12 protein-coding genes are annotated in these 17,186 nt (G+C 54.3%); 6 read left to right on the forward strand and 6 right to left on the reverse strand.

The features are described 5' to 3' along the window. Nucleotides 1-179: 179 nt before the first annotated feature. From NG653_RS10170 to NG653_RS10195, 6 genes are all read right to left on the reverse strand, one after another. On the reverse strand, nt 180-1,550 hold the full coding sequence (locus NG653_RS10170) for an aryl-sulfate sulfotransferase (protein WP_252741597.1): 1,371 nt from the start codon (nt 1,548-1,550) through the stop codon (nt 180-182). A 48-nt stretch (nt 1,551-1,598) separates the two neighbouring features. Continuing rightward, the gene (locus NG653_RS10175) at nt 1,599-2,348 is read right to left on the reverse strand and encodes a hypothetical protein (RefSeq protein ID WP_252741598.1); all 750 of its coding nucleotides are present in this window, start codon (nt 2,346-2,348) and stop codon (nt 1,599-1,601) included. 27 nt (nt 2,349-2,375) lie between these two features. After that, complete coding sequence (locus NG653_RS10180; protein ID WP_252741599.1) at nt 2,376-5,786, reverse strand: VCBS repeat-containing protein; 3,411 nt, start codon at nt 5,784-5,786, stop codon at nt 2,376-2,378. A 122-nt stretch (nt 5,787-5,908) separates the two neighbouring features. Next, nucleotides 5,909-6,799 (reverse strand): hypothetical protein, encoded by an 891-nt coding sequence (locus tag NG653_RS10185; protein WP_252741600.1) that lies wholly within the window; start codon nt 6,797-6,799, stop codon nt 5,909-5,911. Nucleotides 6,800-6,828: 29 nt separating this feature from the next. Then, a complete protein-coding gene (locus tag NG653_RS10190) occupies nt 6,829-8,487 on the reverse strand; it encodes a SusD/RagB family nutrient-binding outer membrane lipoprotein (RefSeq protein ID WP_252741601.1) in 1,659 nt (552 codons plus the stop codon). A 26-nt stretch (nt 8,488-8,513) separates the two neighbouring features. Continuing rightward, nucleotides 8,514-11,750: a SusC/RagA family TonB-linked outer membrane protein gene (locus tag NG653_RS10195; RefSeq protein WP_252741602.1), complete on the reverse strand. Its 3,237-nt coding sequence runs from the start codon at nt 11,748-11,750 to the stop codon at nt 8,514-8,516. Between the two features lie 577 nt (nt 11,751-12,327). Between NG653_RS10195 and rpsL the strand changes: the two genes are divergently transcribed. The 6 genes from rpsL to rplD all read left to right on the forward strand — a co-directional run bounded on the left by rpsL (nt 12,328) and on the right by rplD (nt 17,182). Further along, nucleotides 12,328-12,702 (forward strand): 30S ribosomal protein S12, encoded by a 375-nt coding sequence (gene rpsL / locus NG653_RS10200; RefSeq protein WP_013305196.1) that lies wholly within the window; start codon nt 12,328-12,330, stop codon nt 12,700-12,702. Nucleotides 12,703-12,725: 23 nt separating this feature from the next. After that, nucleotides 12,726-13,202 (forward strand): 30S ribosomal protein S7, encoded by a 477-nt coding sequence (gene rpsG / locus NG653_RS10205; protein WP_252741603.1) that lies wholly within the window; start codon nt 12,726-12,728, stop codon nt 13,200-13,202. A gap of 7 nt (nt 13,203-13,209) precedes the next feature. Then, the gene (gene fusA, locus NG653_RS10210; RefSeq protein WP_252741604.1) at nt 13,210-15,336 is read left to right on the forward strand and encodes an elongation factor G; all 2,127 of its coding nucleotides are present in this window, start codon (nt 13,210-13,212) and stop codon (nt 15,334-15,336) included. Between the two features lie 12 nt (nt 15,337-15,348). Beyond that, nucleotides 15,349-15,654: a 30S ribosomal protein S10 gene (gene rpsJ / locus NG653_RS10215; RefSeq protein WP_013073266.1), complete on the forward strand. Its 306-nt coding sequence runs from the start codon at nt 15,349-15,351 to the stop codon at nt 15,652-15,654. A 278-nt stretch (nt 15,655-15,932) separates the two neighbouring features. Then, nucleotides 15,933-16,553 (forward strand): 50S ribosomal protein L3, encoded by a 621-nt coding sequence (rplC, locus tag NG653_RS10220; RefSeq protein WP_252741605.1) that lies wholly within the window; start codon nt 15,933-15,935, stop codon nt 16,551-16,553. Continuing rightward, nucleotides 16,553-17,182, forward strand: coding sequence for a 50S ribosomal protein L4 (rplD, locus tag NG653_RS10225; RefSeq protein WP_252741606.1), 630 nt, complete (start codon nt 16,553-16,555; stop codon nt 17,180-17,182). The genes rplC and rplD overlap by 1 nt, the downstream gene beginning before the upstream one ends. Nucleotides 17,183-17,186: the final 4 nt, after the last annotated feature.

Raw genomic sequence — 17,186 nt, forward strand, 5'->3', positions numbered from 1 at the left:
ACTGGTACCGGCCTTAAGCTGCCAGACAGGCCCCTCATGCCCTCTGTTCGCAAGAGGGGTTCACAAAGCCCGGGTATTGCAGCGGGTGGGCGGTAACCGGACGCACACCTCCGGGGGTCCGAAGGTGTGCGGGGTTTTGCCTGAGGGCGTAAAGCCGGAACCTCAGCAACTTTGGGTCATCAATTGGAATTTTGTAAAACGGCCTGAATTTCGGGAGCATCCTTTGAATAGTGGTACCCGCGCCAGATGAACCCGGGTCGGTTGTACCGCCACACGACTTCCTGGTCGCGGGTCACTTCCCAGAATCCCTGGTCGCCTTCCGTAATCAGGATGTTGTTGTTAGGAAGGACCACAGCCCCCGAAACCTTGCCGGAATACAGGTCCGGGTCTGTAAAGCTCCAGAGGATCTGGGGCTCATTGTCTGCATTGGGGACCAGGGTGTATTCGGCAGGGAGTTGGAGTTCGTATACCGAAGACTGGTTGATGTCATTCCCGTTGGAAAAGATCAGGAGCTTCCCCTGGTCCGCCCCCTGGAGGAGGTTCGGGAAATGCTGGTTATGGAACAACCTGGTGCCGGCTGGGTTTTCATATGCCTGAGGGTTCCCAAAGCGGTAGATCAGGTCGCCTCCCTTGCCATAACGGCCACCGGTATGGCCGGCAGCTTCTTCCGTGGTAGTGCTGTGGTCGATAACCCAAACTTCGGAATAGTAATTCACGCTGATGAAGATGACGTCATTTACAGCGTCGTAGGCAATGGCATTGGCATGCATATGGTCGCCTTTTGCTTCGGGCCAGCCGCCGTTCTTTGGTATATAGTTGATGTCTATGAGTTCCGGGTGCTCCGAAACGACCCCGTAGTTGGCTTTATCCGGGTCGTAGTCCTGAACGGAGTGGTCCCAGGAATGCCATTCCCAGACGATCTGGTTGGTTTTCGGGTCCACTTCAATCACGGCTTCCGGATAGAGGTCTGAATCCAGCATAAAGCCCTCCGCGATCGATTGCTCGGCAGTCCGCTTTTCCCATACCAGGGCGATTACGTTCCCATTGGGGAGCATTTCCACATCGTGGTGCGTTTCCGCTTCGGGGGTGGAATAGACAAAATCCCAGATCACCGTCCCATCGGCCGACAACAACTGCAAGCGGCCGCCCATTCCGCCAAAACGGATTTGCGGGCTATCCGATTCCAGGGAAGCCAGCACGCGGCCATCGGGAAGCAGTACAACGTCGTTCCCTATATTGTTGGTCAGGGACCATTCGTGGATCAGGACCCCTTGTTTGTCGATGATATATACCCGGTTTTCCTTGGCGTCGTTGACCAGGATATAGCTGTCGTCCACCAGCCCGGGGTTAAAGAATTCCACCTGGCCAATCCCCTGAACCTCATCCTGTGGGTCATCCCCGGGATCTGTTGGGGTTTCGGGGGTATTCGGGTTTTCCTGTTCCTGGGAATCCGTCCCGTCTACCGGATCTGCAAGGGTATCCTCGGAGCAGGAGGCCAAAAGGGCCGAAACCAACATGGCCAGCCCAAAAAGTACGCGTAACTTTTTCATACTTCTATTTTTATCATACATATCGACGGATTCCCATCCGCCAGCATTTTACGACTGCCCGTCGAGGTGTTGCAGGATTTGAATGAGGTCCTGCTCATTGTCCAAATCCAGTTTTTGCTCTTTAATCAAGGCCTTTAGCGTTTCTTTCTTTCCGGGCTCCAGTTGGTACAGGGCACTTTTTTTCGGAACGAACTCATCTATCCGGTCTATGCCCTTTTTCTGAAGATAATATTCCTCGAAGTGGGTAAAGCGACTTGGGGTGGCCTTTACAAAGGAGTTGGCCGCCTTGCTGCCCTCGGTGTATTTTACATGGATCCGTTTGTAGAGGTCGTAGGTTTCCCCGTCAAAGAGGTGGGTCAGGTAACCGTTCAGGGTATTTCCCTTCTGATCGATGAAGGTCTGGAAGCTCATCGGCCGGCCATCCCTGAAAATACGGATGTTTTTATCGCGGCTCAGCCCGCGCACCCCTTCCTGCATCAGGGATTCTTTGATTTCTATCTCTTCGTTCAGGGCGTTGTACCGGTAGAAAATATTACCCATATTTTCATCCTTGTAAAAGAGTTGTGTGGGCTTGAATACATCAGAAACATAGGGTGATCCCTGGAACTCTTCCCAGTTGATGTTTCGTTTTTCATTGGCATCGCTTATCGGGCCCAGCAGCGAGGCAATGGCACCGGCCGTGGCACCCTGGGCCGCCCCGCCCCCGGAAAGGTTGGTGGGGATTTGCCCTGAGGTCTGGGCGGAAGTCGCCAGGCTAGAGATCAAAAGTACATTCAGTGTAATTAATCGGTAATTCATAAGCTTATTTTTTTCTAAAAATACATATTATTTGGAGGAAACGATTTCCCCCGGAACACTTTTTATGGCCTGCCGATAGAGCAGGGTCCTGTCATCATTGCGCCCGGCCAGAATCCAGAGGTTCCCGTCTTCCCGATACCCAAGCACGGATTTTACGTTCCCCCTAAGGTAGAGGCCGGTGGTACTATGGGGGGCCGGGCGGTAGGTGCCATCGCCGTTGGACAACAGGGTTGTGCCCGACAGGGCGTCCAGTCGGGGGGTTTCCACCTCGGTTTCGTAGATGTTTCCGGCCAGGATCAGGTCTTCCAGGCCATCAGCGTTTAGGTCTTCCGCAATTACGCCAAAAACCGGGGCCATCTGTGCCTCTGCAGGCAGGGCGATGGGGGTGAACCGGCCGTTCCCGCGGTTGAGCAGGAGGTAGGAGGTAAAGCTGTTCACTTCCTTTTCATAACTCTCTGCCAAAGAGTTTCCATAGACCTCTTCCAGGCTGGCGCTGGCAAATTCGCTGTAACTCGGGAATTTTTCCGCAATAAAGGGCATTTGCTGGGAAGAGCATTCCCGTCCGCGTACCGGCACATACTGTCCCTGGTATTTCTTGCTGAGCACCACATCCAGGGTCCCGTTGTTGTCGAAATCCGTGGCAAAGACCTTAAAGGGCTTTTCAGGGCTGGCGTTGAATTTGAGGTTGTGGCCGACATTCCCCAAAACATAATCGGGTAACCCGTCCCCATTGGCATCGGTAGGGTGTATGGAAAACCACCATCCGCTCATCGGGACCCCCATTTCCGTGGCATCCATCAGCACATAACCCTCCGGGGTGTTCCTGAAGAAACCGACCCCGGTCCATTCCCCTACCGCGATCAGGTCCGTGCGTCCATCCCCGTCAAAGTCGGTGGGCAACAGGCTGTTTATGATTCCAAAATCAGCCAGGCCGGGGGCCTTTTCGGCGGTAACGTCGTACAGGATGCCCCCCCGGTTTTCCAAAAGGGCTGAAGGGGCGGAACGCGGGTAGTTACGGGCCAGGATGCGGTTGCCCACTACCAGGTCGGTATCGCCGTCCTGGTCGAAATCGACCGGGGTTACGGCCTTTCCACTGAAGGGGAGGCTTCCTGCCAGGGCCCCGGGGGCCCTTTGAAAATTCCCTTTTCCATCATTGATATAAACCCGGTCCTGGTAGAGGGAAGACCCCTGTTCAAAGGCATTGCCCCCGCTCACCACATACAGGTCCAGGTCCCCGTCGGAATCCAGGTCGAAAAAGGCCGATTCCATATCTTCATAGGCGCTGTCCTGGGTAAAGGCCGGGATGGCCACCTGTTCAAACCCTTTCGGTTTTTTCAGCAGGAGGGTTCCCGGTTGCCCCGAGGCCCCGCCCATGTAAATGTCGTCCCTGCCGTCTCCGTTTACATCCCCTGTGCTGAGGTATGGCCCAAAGTTCGACTGTTTGTAGGGCAGCAGGATTTCGGTGGAAAAATCGTCATACGGGTTTTCCCGATGGCTGGCCAGGATTCCCATATTTTGGGCGTCAACGGGCTCAAACAGGGTTTTTGGAGGCCCGGGGACAGGGGAGGGGAGGCCATCGTTTATAGAGACCTTCAGGGTCTGGTTGGCTTCCACGTCTTTTAGCACAAGGCGTTTTCCGCCGGGCCATTCAATTTTCAGGCTGTCTGCCTTCATGGCCTTCCCCAGCCCGAAGTGCGCCACCGGCTCATGGGCGGAGCGATACCCGCGTACCCTGCGGGCCTCTACAAATTGCGCAATGCTGTCATGGTAAAGGGTTACTTTCGGAAAGGCTTCGGAAGTTGCCCCCTCGGCGAGTACTTTCAGGTAATTCCCCCGCCCCTGTTCCACGGAAAGGTTCCTATATACAAAGGCATTTTCATCCATATTGTTCACCACCAGGTCAAGGTCGCCATCCCCATCAAGGTCACCCATGGCCGCCCCGTTGCTGAAGGTCAGGTCGCCCAGGCCCCAGGCCTGGCCGTGCTCTTCAAAGGACAGGCCGCCCAGGTTTTCGTAAAGCAGGTTCGGCAGTTTCTCCGAGGGCATGCTCTCGTACAGTTCCTTTTTCACCGACAGGGGAACGTTATCCCCGTATTTCTGGCGGGCCTGGTAGACCCTTTGCTGCAGGTCGTTATCCAGGGCATAGCGACGGTACCCATTGGTTACGTGGATGTCTTTGTCGGCATCCAGGTCAAAATCGGACATGAGCACCGACCAGCTCCAATCGGTGCTGGCCATCCCTGTTTGCTGGGCAACATTGCTGAAATAGCCCTGCCCCATGTTCAACTGAAGGGAGTTGTACATATACTGGTAGTGGTACCCGGCGGTTTGGGTCAGGTAATTGAACCTTGGTACATTCATGGAGGCCATCAGGGTCTTGGAGCGGTAATGGTCGCTGGATGCCATGTCGAGCACAAAAATGTCCTGAAGGGTATCGTTGTTGATGTCAGCGATATCGATCCCCATGCCGTAAAATGAAATCTGCTGGGTATGCGATTTAATTTCATCCCGGAAAGTCCCGTCACCCTGGTTGATAAACAGGGCGTCGGGCAGGTAATAGTCGCTGGCGATGTAAATGTCGGGCCTTCCGTCATTGTTGAGGTCGCTTACAGACAGCCCAAGGCCAAAGATCGGCCTCAGGATTCCGGCCTCCCGGGTAACATCGGTAAATTTGTCGCCGTCGTTGCGGTACAGGTGGGAGCTGTTGAAATAAGGGGCGTCGGGGTTTTGTTCCAATAGGCGGGCAAGCATAATGGGGTCTGCCCCATAATATTCGCTCTCATTCATCACGATGCAATCCAGGTCGCCATCCCCGTCGTAGTCGAAAAATGCCGACTGGGTGCTGATACCCATATCGGCCAGACCGTAGGCTTCTGCCACCTCGCTGAAGGTACCGTCATGCTGGTTCAGGAAAAGGAGGTTTTTCCGATCCAACCGCGGGTTTGGCCCGCCCTGGGACACATAGATATCGAGCCAGCCATCTGCATTGATGTCGGCAAAAGTCACCCCATTGGACCACTGTTTGCCCTGGTTGATCCCCGCTTCCCGGGAAACGTCCCGGAATTTCATCCCGCCTTCATTCAGGAATAATTTGTTGGCCACCTGGTTGCCGGTGAAAAACAGGTCGGGCATGCCGTCATTATTCAGGTCGGCAATACCGGCCCCGGCCCCATTGTAGAAATAGTCAAAATCGAAGAGGTTTTCCAGGGAGGCCAGATTTTCTTCTATGGTGTTTTCGAAATAGATTCCGGTCGCTTCCGGGGAGACTTTTTCGAAAACCGGGAGTTTTGCCTGGGGTATCTCCTGCGCTTCCCCGGCCTGTTTGTCAGTACATGCAGCGGAAAAAAGGCTCAGCAGGCCCAAAAGGGCAGGCACGGGCCAGGATAGCCTGGTGCAGCGGCTTTTGGTGGCGTGTGTTCCCGACAATGGCGTACGCATTTAAATTCATTTTAAGGGCTGTAAAGGTAAACATTTCAGGTTGAAGGCGCCGTCGGCAACCTTGTTAAAAAAGAAAAGGCCCAAACCGGGGTTTGGGCCTTTCGTATCTGAAAAACTACGTTCTAGTAGTTCAGGATGCAGTAGTTGATCAATTCCACATTGGCTACCGGTGCGGTAGTGTAGGCCGTTTGGGAAGCCACCACATTGCCGGTGGCCGCAGTCACTACATACCCCACTTCGCTATCCCAGTCTCCTGAGCGGTATACCAGGGAAACCACCTGGGCGCCACTGGGTACAGTAACGGTTTGTGTTCCGGCGGAACCAGCAGCCAGCAGGACCTCGGTAACCGTGCCGTCCACGCTGAACAACAGGGCAGCTCCGTTCCATCCATCTCCGTAGGCATCGGTCATTTCGAATGTCCAGTCGCCAGGGGTGGGTGCCGTTGGCGGGCAAACCACATTGGCTACATACAGGAAGGGGGAGGCAAAGAACGACCCGGTAAGGGTAGCCGAGTTGTCGGCCCTGGAGAACCGGCGCCCGTCGGTGAGCACGAGTTCAAAACGGACCTCAAACTGGTCGCCCCCATCCACGTCGGAATCAGCCAGCCCTAAGGTGGAGAGCAATTCCGGGAGGGTGATCTCATAGGTAAACCTCGGCAGCCCGAACTCCCCAATAGTGAAGGTAGAGCTGTCGATGGTCTCGGCGAGGACCTGGTCGCGGTCGTTATCCGGGCCGCCATTGTCGGTGTTGTCGCGGAAGCCGACATAGACTTCCACAAAATCCACCAGCTGCCCGTCTTCCTGATCCTGCACTTCAAATACTGCGCCGAAGGAAGAGGAGGCCTGGCCGATCGGGATTTCATCGGAAAGGATGCTTACCGTCCGAAGGACAGCCCCCCGGGTGGTATCGTCGAAGACCGTGTCGATGACATTATCCCCTTCCGCACAGGCGGTGAACAACAGGGCTGCCCCGCCTATCAGAGTTGTTAAGAATTTATTGCTAAATAGTTTCATGTTTTTCTCCTTTTGGTTTGCAAATTAAATCAGTAGCAGGTTGGGCATCCCCCTGTGTTCCAGAAAACAGGCTGTGCCTGGTCGTTTTTCTGGCTCAGGTTGGGGTTGGTCACCACTTCGTTCTGCGGATACAGGAACGACAGCGGGAAGGGTCCGGGGTTCAACTCCCAGTTCGGGAACAGGGTATTCGGGAACCCGGTTTTCCGGTAGTAGGTCCAGGCTTCGCTGGCCCCGCCGTAAAGGGTGGAAAAGTACTGCTCGGCAAAGATGTTCTCTTTGTCTTCTGCAGAACCTGCATTGAATGCATTTACAATGCCATCGATATAGGCCGTAACATCAGCTGCGGTAGGTGCGAAGGAAAAGTCAGCCCCGCCATCCAGCGCCCCGAAGGATTGTACGGTGGCGATGGATTTCTGCAGACCGGCACGCATGAAATTGGCTTTGTCAGCATCTGAAGTGGCCATGTAACCCCTCCAGAAATCCACGTAAGAAGACATGATGAAGGGCTCAATACCGGCTCCTCCGCCTCCCAGTCCGAGGCCAACCCCGTCAAAACCGTTATCGTCGAAACGTCCACCGGCAGGGTACACCCCAACGGCAGTCCTCAGGAAGTTGTCAGGAGGAGTACCCTCGTTGTTTCCGTGGGTACGTCCCCAGTATCCATTGGGAACTGCACAGTAGGTAAACCCTCCGTCGATGAAGTGCTGTGGCGGAACGGCCAGGGAACAGGCCAGGGCTTCTTCGTTGGGTGCTCCATCCGCCCCGGGGGTGGATGAAACCTGACGGTAGAAGTAGTACCGGATCCTTGGGTCGTTGTTTTCAAGCATGGTTTCCATGATCCAGTTAGACTGGTAGATGTTTGCTCCGGAAGGCGTGTAATCCGATGCGTAATCCGGGTGACGGTCATCTGGCTGCAACTCACTGGTGCCGTAGCGTACGAAGAAATCGTCTTCGGGGCTGGAGATAAAGTTGCCCCCGGCGATCACCTGGTTGAAGGCCGCGGCGTTATCCGTGGTGTAATAAGCCTTCAGGCGCAGGGTGTTGACCAGTTTCCTCCATTTGGAAACGTCCTCGTTGTAAAACAGGTCGGTTACCCCGATGGTATTCGGGTTAGCGGCCAGCAGGCTCTCGGCTTCGTCCAGCAGGTTCAGGGCGGCGTTGTATACCTCCTGTCCGCTGTCGAGGACCGGGGCCGGGAATTCAGCAGGCTGTCCGGCCTGGCTGAAGGCAGCCTCCCCTACAAAATCCACCAACAGCATCAGCTGGTGGGCATACAGGGTCTTGGTTACTGCAACGTGGAAGTTCAAGTTTAAGTCCGGGTCCGCGTTGAGGGCCTCCAGGTTCTGGAGGTTGGTCAGGATACCTACCCCAACCCCATCGCCAAGGCCGTTGCCCCCGCTACTGTAGGTGCGGGACCAAACCCCGTTCAGAACGGAGCCGGGATAGTTGTTGAAATAGTTCCGGCCGAACATGTAGTCGATCCGGGTCAGTTCTGCAGACAGGTTGGAAAAAACCTGCATGTTGGTTCCGTACGCCAGTTGCACGGCTACGAGCAACAGGTTGGGATCCGCCTGGTTTGATGCCAGATCGTTGGGACTTATCCTCAAGTCCAGATCTGTCGTCTCGCAGGAGTTCAGAAGCGCCCCTGCAATAAAGACAATCGAAATATATTTTATCAGTCTTTTCATAATAGCTATATCATTAACAATTTTTATTAGAAGGACGCTTTGATACTTACTCCATAGCGACGGGAACTCGGGCCATTAATGAAGTCAAATCCGCGGCCGTTTCCAATCCCCACACCCTGTACGTTGGGGTCGAAGTTGGCCCCGTCAGGCATGTTGTAGGCATCAAACCACAGGTTGAAACCTTGAGCCGTTACGCTCAGGGCACCAAATGGGGTCTTGTCCAGGAACTTCTTCGGGAAGTTGTATCCCAGTGAAATCTCCTGCAGGCGGATTACAGAAGCATCGTAGATACGGGTTTCTGTCGGTCCGAAGAGGATGTTGTTGAAGAAGTACGTGGAGTTGTTGATCTGGATGTTGTTCGGCTCCCCGGTGCTCTGGCGAACGCCTGGCAGGATGAACGTGTTTTCCCGATCGGCGGTCTCTACGATGAGACCCCGTCCAAGCAATACTGCGGTGGTACTGGAGAGGATGTCTCCTCCCTTCACATGGCTGATCTGGAAGTTCAGGTTCCAGTTTTTGAACCGCAGGGTGTTGATGAAGTTCATGGTGTAGTCGGGAATCGCATCCCCGATGATCGGCACATTGCCGTCTGCATCCTGCTCCACGATCACGTAATCCCCACCGTCGTTGACCAGGAAGTTTCCATCGGCGTCCCTGCCGATGGCAGTACCTACGATAGTTCCAAGGGATTTGCCTTTGATGGCGGCATTGGATCCGCGGAAGAGTCCACCTCCTTCAGCCAAACTACCGGCATAGGCGATGAAGTCCTGATCCTGCTCGGTCACCTCCTCATTGTTGGTGAAGAAGTTCACCCGGGAGTTCCAGCTGAATTTCTCACCCCGGAAGATGTCGATGCCCAGGTCAGCCTCAAATCCTTTGTTCTGGATTTCCCCGATGTTGTTCTGGGTAAAGCTGAATCCGGTGGAGGGAGACAGGGGCTCGGTTACGATAAGGTCATTGGTGACCCGGTTAAAGTAGGTCGCATCCAGGCTGATCCGGTTCTGCCAGAAGCGGGCTTCGATACCAGCTTCGTATTCCTCCAGAAGCTCAGGCTTCAGGTCGGGGTTGGCGCGGAAGTTGTCAACCTGGTTAACTGTCAGCAGGCCTCCGGAGAATGGGTCGGTAAACCGCTGCGTGGTTTGTTCGATTACGTTAACAGTCGGGTACCCGGTTGGGAAGGTGGCGGAAGTACCGTAGCTGGCACGCAGCTTCAGGTAGTTCAGTCCGTTTTCGCTCCTCATCCCGTCGAAAGCGGCGGTAGGCAGGAAGGAAACACTCACCCCAGGATACGTCTTGCTGTTGTTCTCTGAACTCAGGTTGGAAACCCAGTCGGTACGGGCCGATACGTTCAGGAAGAGGTAGTCGTCGTAGTCCAGGGTGGCCTGTCCGAGAATCCCCACAATGTTGCGCTTCTGTGAGAACTGGATGGGGCGCTGGTTTTCATAGTTGAAGTGGCGCTTAACCCCGAATACGATCTGGCCGGTACTGGCAACCCCTGACTGGTCAAAGAAATCCTGACGGGAGGTAGCACCAACCGTGAAGGTCATTCCCAGTTTTTCAGAGAGGTCGTAGTTCCCGTTCAGCGACAGGAAGTGGTCCCAGATGGTATTGTTGTTGTCATACGTCTGGTAGAACCCGAAGATGGCCTGGGTGAATTCCACCCCACCTTTGTTCGAGCCGTTGATGTTGCGCTCATTGTAGAAATCCAGACCGGTCCTCCAGTTGAGGTTCAGGTTGTCATTCAGGGCGTAGGACAACGAAGCATTCCAGTTGACCCGGTTGGTCAGCTGGCGGTAGGTGACGTTCTTGGCCGTCCACCGCGGGTTGATGATGTCGTTACCACTCCGGTAGTATACGCTGGAGCCGTCGATGGGGTTTTCGAAGGGAAGTCCCATCAGGTCTACCGAGCGCGGGGTGAAGAGCACGTTTCCATACACGGAAAGACCGTCCGTTCCGTTACCCCTTGAAGAGGCAATCGGGGGGGTGCGGTAATCGGTGCGGGAATAGTTCATGGTCGCCTGTACGGTAAAGCGGTTGGTCAGCTGTGAGCGGCCCCCCACGGAGATGTTGAACCGGTTCAGCGAGTTCCCTGGGGTAAACCCTTTATCGTCCAGGTATCCCATGTTCACGTTAAAGGTAGTCAGGCCGTCTTCTGAGCTTCCAGCGATGTTCACGTTGGTGTTGCTCACAGAACCCGGGCGGAAGAATTCCTCAACGGAATCATAGGGGCGCCATGGGTAACGGGCATCCTGCAACTCCGGGAAAGCGGCCCGTGTCTTGGCTACCGCAGTAGTGGAGTACGGGTGGGCCAGGGTACCATTGTCATCAATGGCCGGCTGGCGTCCCCATCCGGATACCCCATCCCTTTTGAAGCTGGGTCCCCAGTTGGAGAAGAACCATCCGAAAGACTGGTCGAAACCAACCCCGAAATCGTCCTGGTAATCCGGGACGGATGCCATCTCGTTGGTAAAGAACGACTGGTTGATGGTAATCTCGGTTTTCTTGGCGCCAGTTGAGGCGGCACCGGCCTTGGTGGTGATCAGGATCACCCCGTTCTTACCCTGCGTCCCGTAGAGGGTAGCTGCGGCCAGACCTTTCAGCACCTCGATGCTCGCGATGTTGTTCGGGTCCAGATCCAAAAAGCGGGAAGACCCGGTGTTCCCGGTGATAAAGCTTCCGGGGCTGTTGGTATCGTTGCTGAATGGAACCCCATCTACGATGAAGAGGGCCTGGTTGCTACCACTGAAGGAGCTCAGACCGCGTACCGTGATGTTGGTACCGGATCCGGACATCCCCCCGGCAGCGGTAATCTGTACCCCGGAGGCCTTTCCGGAGAGCACCCGGGCGACGTCCCCCTCGGCGCGTTGCTCCAGGGCCTCTGCGCCTACCGAGGAAACGGCGTATCCAAGGGCTTTCTTCTCCCTCTTGATACCTTGCGCCGTTACCACGACTTCTTCAAGGGCCTGGGCATCCTCCGACATTTGGACATTGATCACGTTGCCCGCACCGACTGTCCTCCGCTCGTCCCTTTGACCTATATAGGTAAAAAGGAGTACCTGACCGGCACTTGCCTGGATCTGGTAGTTTCCGTCGAAGTCGGTTTGGGTACCCGTGGTGGTGCCCTCAACAACAATGTTAACTCCAGGCAACGGGAGGCCATCCTGATCGGTGACCGTACCTGAAATCGTCTTTACTTGTGCAAACGAAATCTGCACAACAAACGCCAGTAGCAGCGTCAAGATTCCATTCAATTTTGTTCTCATTGTTTAATTATTTGAATTAGCTAACTGCGAAAATCTTAATTTCATGTTAATAATCCAAAATTATTTTAATAAAACTTTAAGCCGGGTTGCAGTTATTCTGCATATCCGGTAATCTGGCAGGGATTTTATGAAATTGGCAGCCCTTTGGTTGAAGGATTGCGAAACTGTCAATCCCTTTTGGCTGCGCGAGTCAGGGCAGGTTCGGCTGCCCAAATGCCGTTTGGTTTCGGTCCGGGTCCCGTCGGGAACGCAATATTGGCTGTTCGGGCCTTTTCGGTATGAGCCGGGAATTCACGGTAGATTCCCCCGTTGGTTTTGGTCTCCAAACAGGTTATATATATTAAGGTATGCCACAATCCCTGAAAAGGGATGCCGCCCGCTTCTTTCCGCTGCAGAAAGGAGTGTCTGTTTGCAGGCACCGGGCCAGGGGGCCCTGTGGCGCCGGTGGCGTTTGCTGGCGGTAAGGGGAAATCCTCAAAAAAATCCTGTAAAATTAATCCGGGCCGGTTTGAATTATAGGGAATAATTGCTACATTTGCCGACCCTTAACACGGGGTAGAAATTATTTAACAGTTTTATGCCAACAATTTCACAATTAGTACGAAAAGGAAGGGCCACAATTACCAAGAAGAGTAAATCGGCTGCTTTGGATTCGTGTCCCCAACGGCGGGGAGTTTGTACCAGGGTGTATACCACCACCCCCAAGAAGCCTAATTCCGCCATGCGGAAGGTGGCCCGGGTACGGCTTACCAACGGGAAAGAGGTGAACGCCTACATTCCCGGTGAAGGACACAACCTCCAGGAGCACTCGATAGTATTGGTTAGAGGCGGAAGGGTGAAAGATTTGCCGGGTGTCAGGTACCACATCGTAAGGGGTGCCCTCGACACGGCTGGTGTTGCCGGAAGGACGCAGCGCAGGTCTAAATACGGTGCAAAGCGCCCTAAGAAATAGGTTTCACTAGTTAAGCAGTAGCAATGAGAAAAAGACAGGCAAAAAAACGGCCGCTGTTGCCGGATCCAAGATACAACGATCAGTTGGTGACCCGGTTTGTGAATATGATGATGTGGGACGGGAAGAAGTCCGTGGCGTTCAAGATTTTTTACGATGCCATGGATATCGTGGAGCAGAAAAAAACGGATGAGGAGAAATCGGCCCTTGAGCTTTGGAAAGATGCCCTTTCGAATGTAATGCCCCACGTGGAGGTGCGCAGCCGCCGGGTTGGGGGGGCTACCTTCCAGATCCCGATGCAGATCCGTCCGGACCGCAAGATATCAACAGCCATGAAGTGGCTGATCAATTATTCCAGGAAACGGAATGAAAAATCCATGGCCCAACGGCTCGCTGCAGAGGTAATCGCTGCGGCCAAGGAAGAGGGTGCTGCTGTGAAAAAGCGGGTGGATACCCACAAAATGGCCGAGGCCAACAAGGCGTTTTCTCACTTCAGATTCTAATAAGGACATGGCCAGAGATTTAAAATATACAAGGAATATAGGGATTGCGGCGCATATTGATGCCGGGAAGACCACCACTACCGAGCGTATCCTTTTCTACACAGGGGTAAGCCACAAGATTGGGGAAGTCCACGACGGCGCTGCCACCATGGACTGGATGGAGCAGGAGCAGGAGCGGGGGATCACCATCACCTCCGCAGCCACTACCTGTACCTGGAATTTCCCCCTGAAGAACGGGCAGCCCATTGAGGACACCAAGCCCTACCACTTTAATATTATCGATACCCCCGGCCACGTTGACTTTACCGTGGAGGTGAACCGTTCGCTCCGCGTACTGGACGGACTGGTATTCCTCTTCAGCGCCGTAGACGGGGTAGAACCACAATCAGAGACCAACTGGCGCCTTGCTGACAATTACAAGGTACCCCGTATGGGCTTTGTCAATAAAATGGACCGTCAGGGATCTAACTTCCTGGGGGTTTGCCAGCAGGTCCGCGACATGCTGAAATCCAATGCGGTGCCCATCGTATTGCCGATCGGGGACGAAGCCGATTTCAAAGGCGTGGTGGACCTGGTCAAGAACCGGGCCATCGTTTGGCACGAAGACAACATGGGTTCCACCTTCGATGTGGTGGACATCCCTGCCGAGATGGAGGATGAGGTGAAGCAGTACCGCGCCGAGCTGATCGAAGCCGTTGCCGAGTACGACGATAAGCTCATGGAGAAATTCTTCGAAGATGAAGATTCCATCACCGAAGACGAGGTACACGCTGCATTGCGCGCTGCCGTAATGGATATGAGCATCATCCCCATGATCTGCGGGTCGTCTTTCAAGAATAAAGGAGTACAATTCCTCCTGGATGCGGTTTGCCGCTACCTGCCCTCCCCCCTCGATAAAGAGGCGATTGTGGGCACCGATCCGAAGACCGAAAAAGAAACCACCCGGAAACCGGATCCGTCAGCACCTTTTTCCGCCCTGGCCTTCAAGATTGCCACCGACCCCTTTGTTGGGCGCCTGGCTTTCTTCCGCTGCTACTCCGGGAAGCTCGATGCCGGCTCCTATGTGTTGAATACCCGTTCGGGCAACAAGGAACGGATTTCGCGGATTTACCAGATGCACTCCAACAAGCAGAATGCCATTGAGTCCATTTCTGCCGGAGACATCGGGGCTGCCGTGGGCTTCAAGGATATCAAGACAGGGGATACCCTCTGCGATGAAAAACACCCCATCGTGCTCGAAAGCATGGTGTTCCCCGATCCGGTTATCGGTATCGCCGTGGAGCCCAAGACCAAAGCCGATGTGGACAAGCTGGGGATGGCCCTCTCCAAACTGGCAGAGGAAGACCCGACCTTCCAGGTGAAGACGGACGAAGCCAGCGGACAAACCATTATCTCCGGGATGGGCGAGTTGCACCTCGACATCATCGTTGACCGGTTGCGTCGCGAATTCAAGGTGGAGGTAAACCAGGGGCAACCCCAGGTGGAATACAAAGAGGCCATTACCGGCAGCTTCAACCACAGGGAAGTCTACAAGAAGCAAACAGGTGGTCGTGGAAAATTCGCCGACATCATCTTTACCATGGAGCCTGCCGAGGAAGGCAAGCAAGGCCTGGAGTTTGCCAACGAAATCAAAGGGGGGAATATCCCCAAGGAATATGTTCCTTCTATCGAGAAAGGTTTCCGGGAAGCCATGAAGAATGGCCCCCTGGCCGGGTTCGAGATGGACAGCATGAAAGTGACCCTCAAGGATGGTTCCTTCCACCCTGTGGATTCGGATTCCCTCTCCTTCGAGTTGGCGGCCAGGATCGGCTACAAGTCCGCAGCTAAAAACTGCCGCCCGGTGCTTATGGAGCCCATCATGAAGCTCGAGGTGCTTACCCCCGAGGAAAACATGGGCGACATTGTGGGTGACCTCAACCGCCGTCGCGGGCAGGTAAACAACATGTCGGACCGTGCCGGGGCCAAAGTCATCAAGGCGGAAGTGCCTTTGTCGGAAATGTTCGGTTACGTCACCTCGCTCCGCACCCTGTCTTCAGGCCGGGCCACGTCGACCATGGAGTTCTCCCACTATGCGGAAACCCCTACGAACATCGCTGAAGAGATCATTAAAGCAACTAAAGGCGTAACTGCCTAATTCGCGCAAAGCATGAGTCAGAAGATCAGAATAAAACTCAAGTCGTACGACCACAACCTGGTAGACAAGTCTGCCGAGAAGATCGTCAAAACGGTAAAAACCACCGGCGCGGTAGTCACCGGACCCATTCCGCTGCCCACCCACAAGAAGATTTTCACCGTGTTGCGTTCGCCCCACGTGAATAAGAAATCCCGGGAGCAGTTTGAACTGAGTTCGTACAAGCGCTTGTTGGATATCTACAGCTCTTCCTCCAAAACCATCGATGCGCTGATGAAGCTTGAGCTTCCCAGCGGGGTGGAGGTCGAGATCAAGGTGTGACGCCCCCGGGGTGCTGCACCCTCCTCCGCTCGCGGAGGGGATTTGAATAAAAAGACCGGAAGGCAGGGCCTTCCTCGACATGTCCGGAGCTGCGTGCAAAGGAAAAACGGCAACAAAAATACATTCGGGGTCGAATTATTTTTGACCCTGTTTTTTTGTCGAGAGGAAAATATTTTAAGTGTGTAATCTGGCAAGGGATGCCGGTTCGGGGAAAACGGTTTTGAACCGCTTCCCGGAATCCAAGCTCCGGAGCCTAAAGTTTAATTTAAATAGCAATCATGTCTGGGTTAATTGGAAAGAAAATTGGCATGACCAGCATCTTTGACGAGAATGGGAAGAACATCCCCTGCACCGTCCTGGAAGTAGGTCCATGCGTGGTTACCCAAGTCAGAACCGAAGAGGTGGACGGGTACAATGCCCTTCAGCTCGGTTTCGATGACAAGGCAGAAAAGCGTGCCAACAAGGCCGAACATGGCCACTTTAAAAAGGCCGGCGCTTCGCCCAAGAAAAAAGTCGTTGAATTCCGGGGTTTTACTGAAGGAAGTTACAAACTGGGGGACGTCATCAACGTCGAGCTCTTCCGCGAGGGGGAATTCGTCGATGTGGCGGGCACCTCGAAAGGGAAAGGTTTCCAGGGGGTGGTTAAACGGCACGGCTTCGGCGGGGTCGGACAGTCCACCCACGGACAGCACAACCGCCTGAGGGCACCGGGATCCATCGGGGCCGCGTCCTATCCGGCGCGGGTATTCAAAGGCCTCAAGATGGCGGGCCGAATGGGAGGGGAGCGCGTTTCCGTCCAGAACCTCCGGGTTTTGAAAGTGGTTCCCGAAAAGAACCTCCTGGTTTTAAAGGGATGTGTTCCCGGTCACAAGAACGCTTATTTAACCATTGAGAAGTGATGAAGGTTGCAGTAATTGATAGCAAGGGAAAGGAAACCGGCCGCAAAGTGGAACTTTCGGACGATGTTTTCCAGATAGAGCCGAACGGGCACGCCATTTACCTGGATGTGAAGCAGTACCTCGCCCACCAGCGGCAGGGGACCCATAAGGCCAAGGAGCGGAATGAGATTTCCGGGAGTACCCGCAAGCTGAAAAAGCAGAAGGGTACCGGTACGGCCCGTGCAGGGAGCATCAAGTCACCCCTGTTTCGCGGCGGAGGCCGGGTCTTTGGTCCCAGGACCAAGGATTACACCCAGAAGCTTAACAAAAACGTCAAGCGGCTGGCGCGGAAATCGGCCCTCAGCCTGAAGTCTAGGGAGAACGCCATCGTGGTGCTGGAGGACTTTGTTTTGGAGCAACCCAGGACCAGGGATTTTGTGGCTGTCCTGAAAGCCCTCGGGCTGGAAAACAAAAAGTCCCTCTTTGTGTTGGGCGATATAAATAATAACTTATATTTGTCGTCGCGCAATTTGGAACGGTCGGAAGTCATAACTAATTCAGAAATAAGCACTTACAAAATAATGAACGCCAATCAGGTCGTGTTGTTGGAGAGTGCTTTGGAAGGAATTGAGACCAATTTAAAGAAATAGGAAA

It is taken from the genome of Robiginitalea marina, from assembly GCF_024006985.1.
Taxonomy (GTDB): domain Bacteria; phylum Bacteroidota; class Bacteroidia; order Flavobacteriales; family Flavobacteriaceae; genus Robiginitalea; species Robiginitalea marina.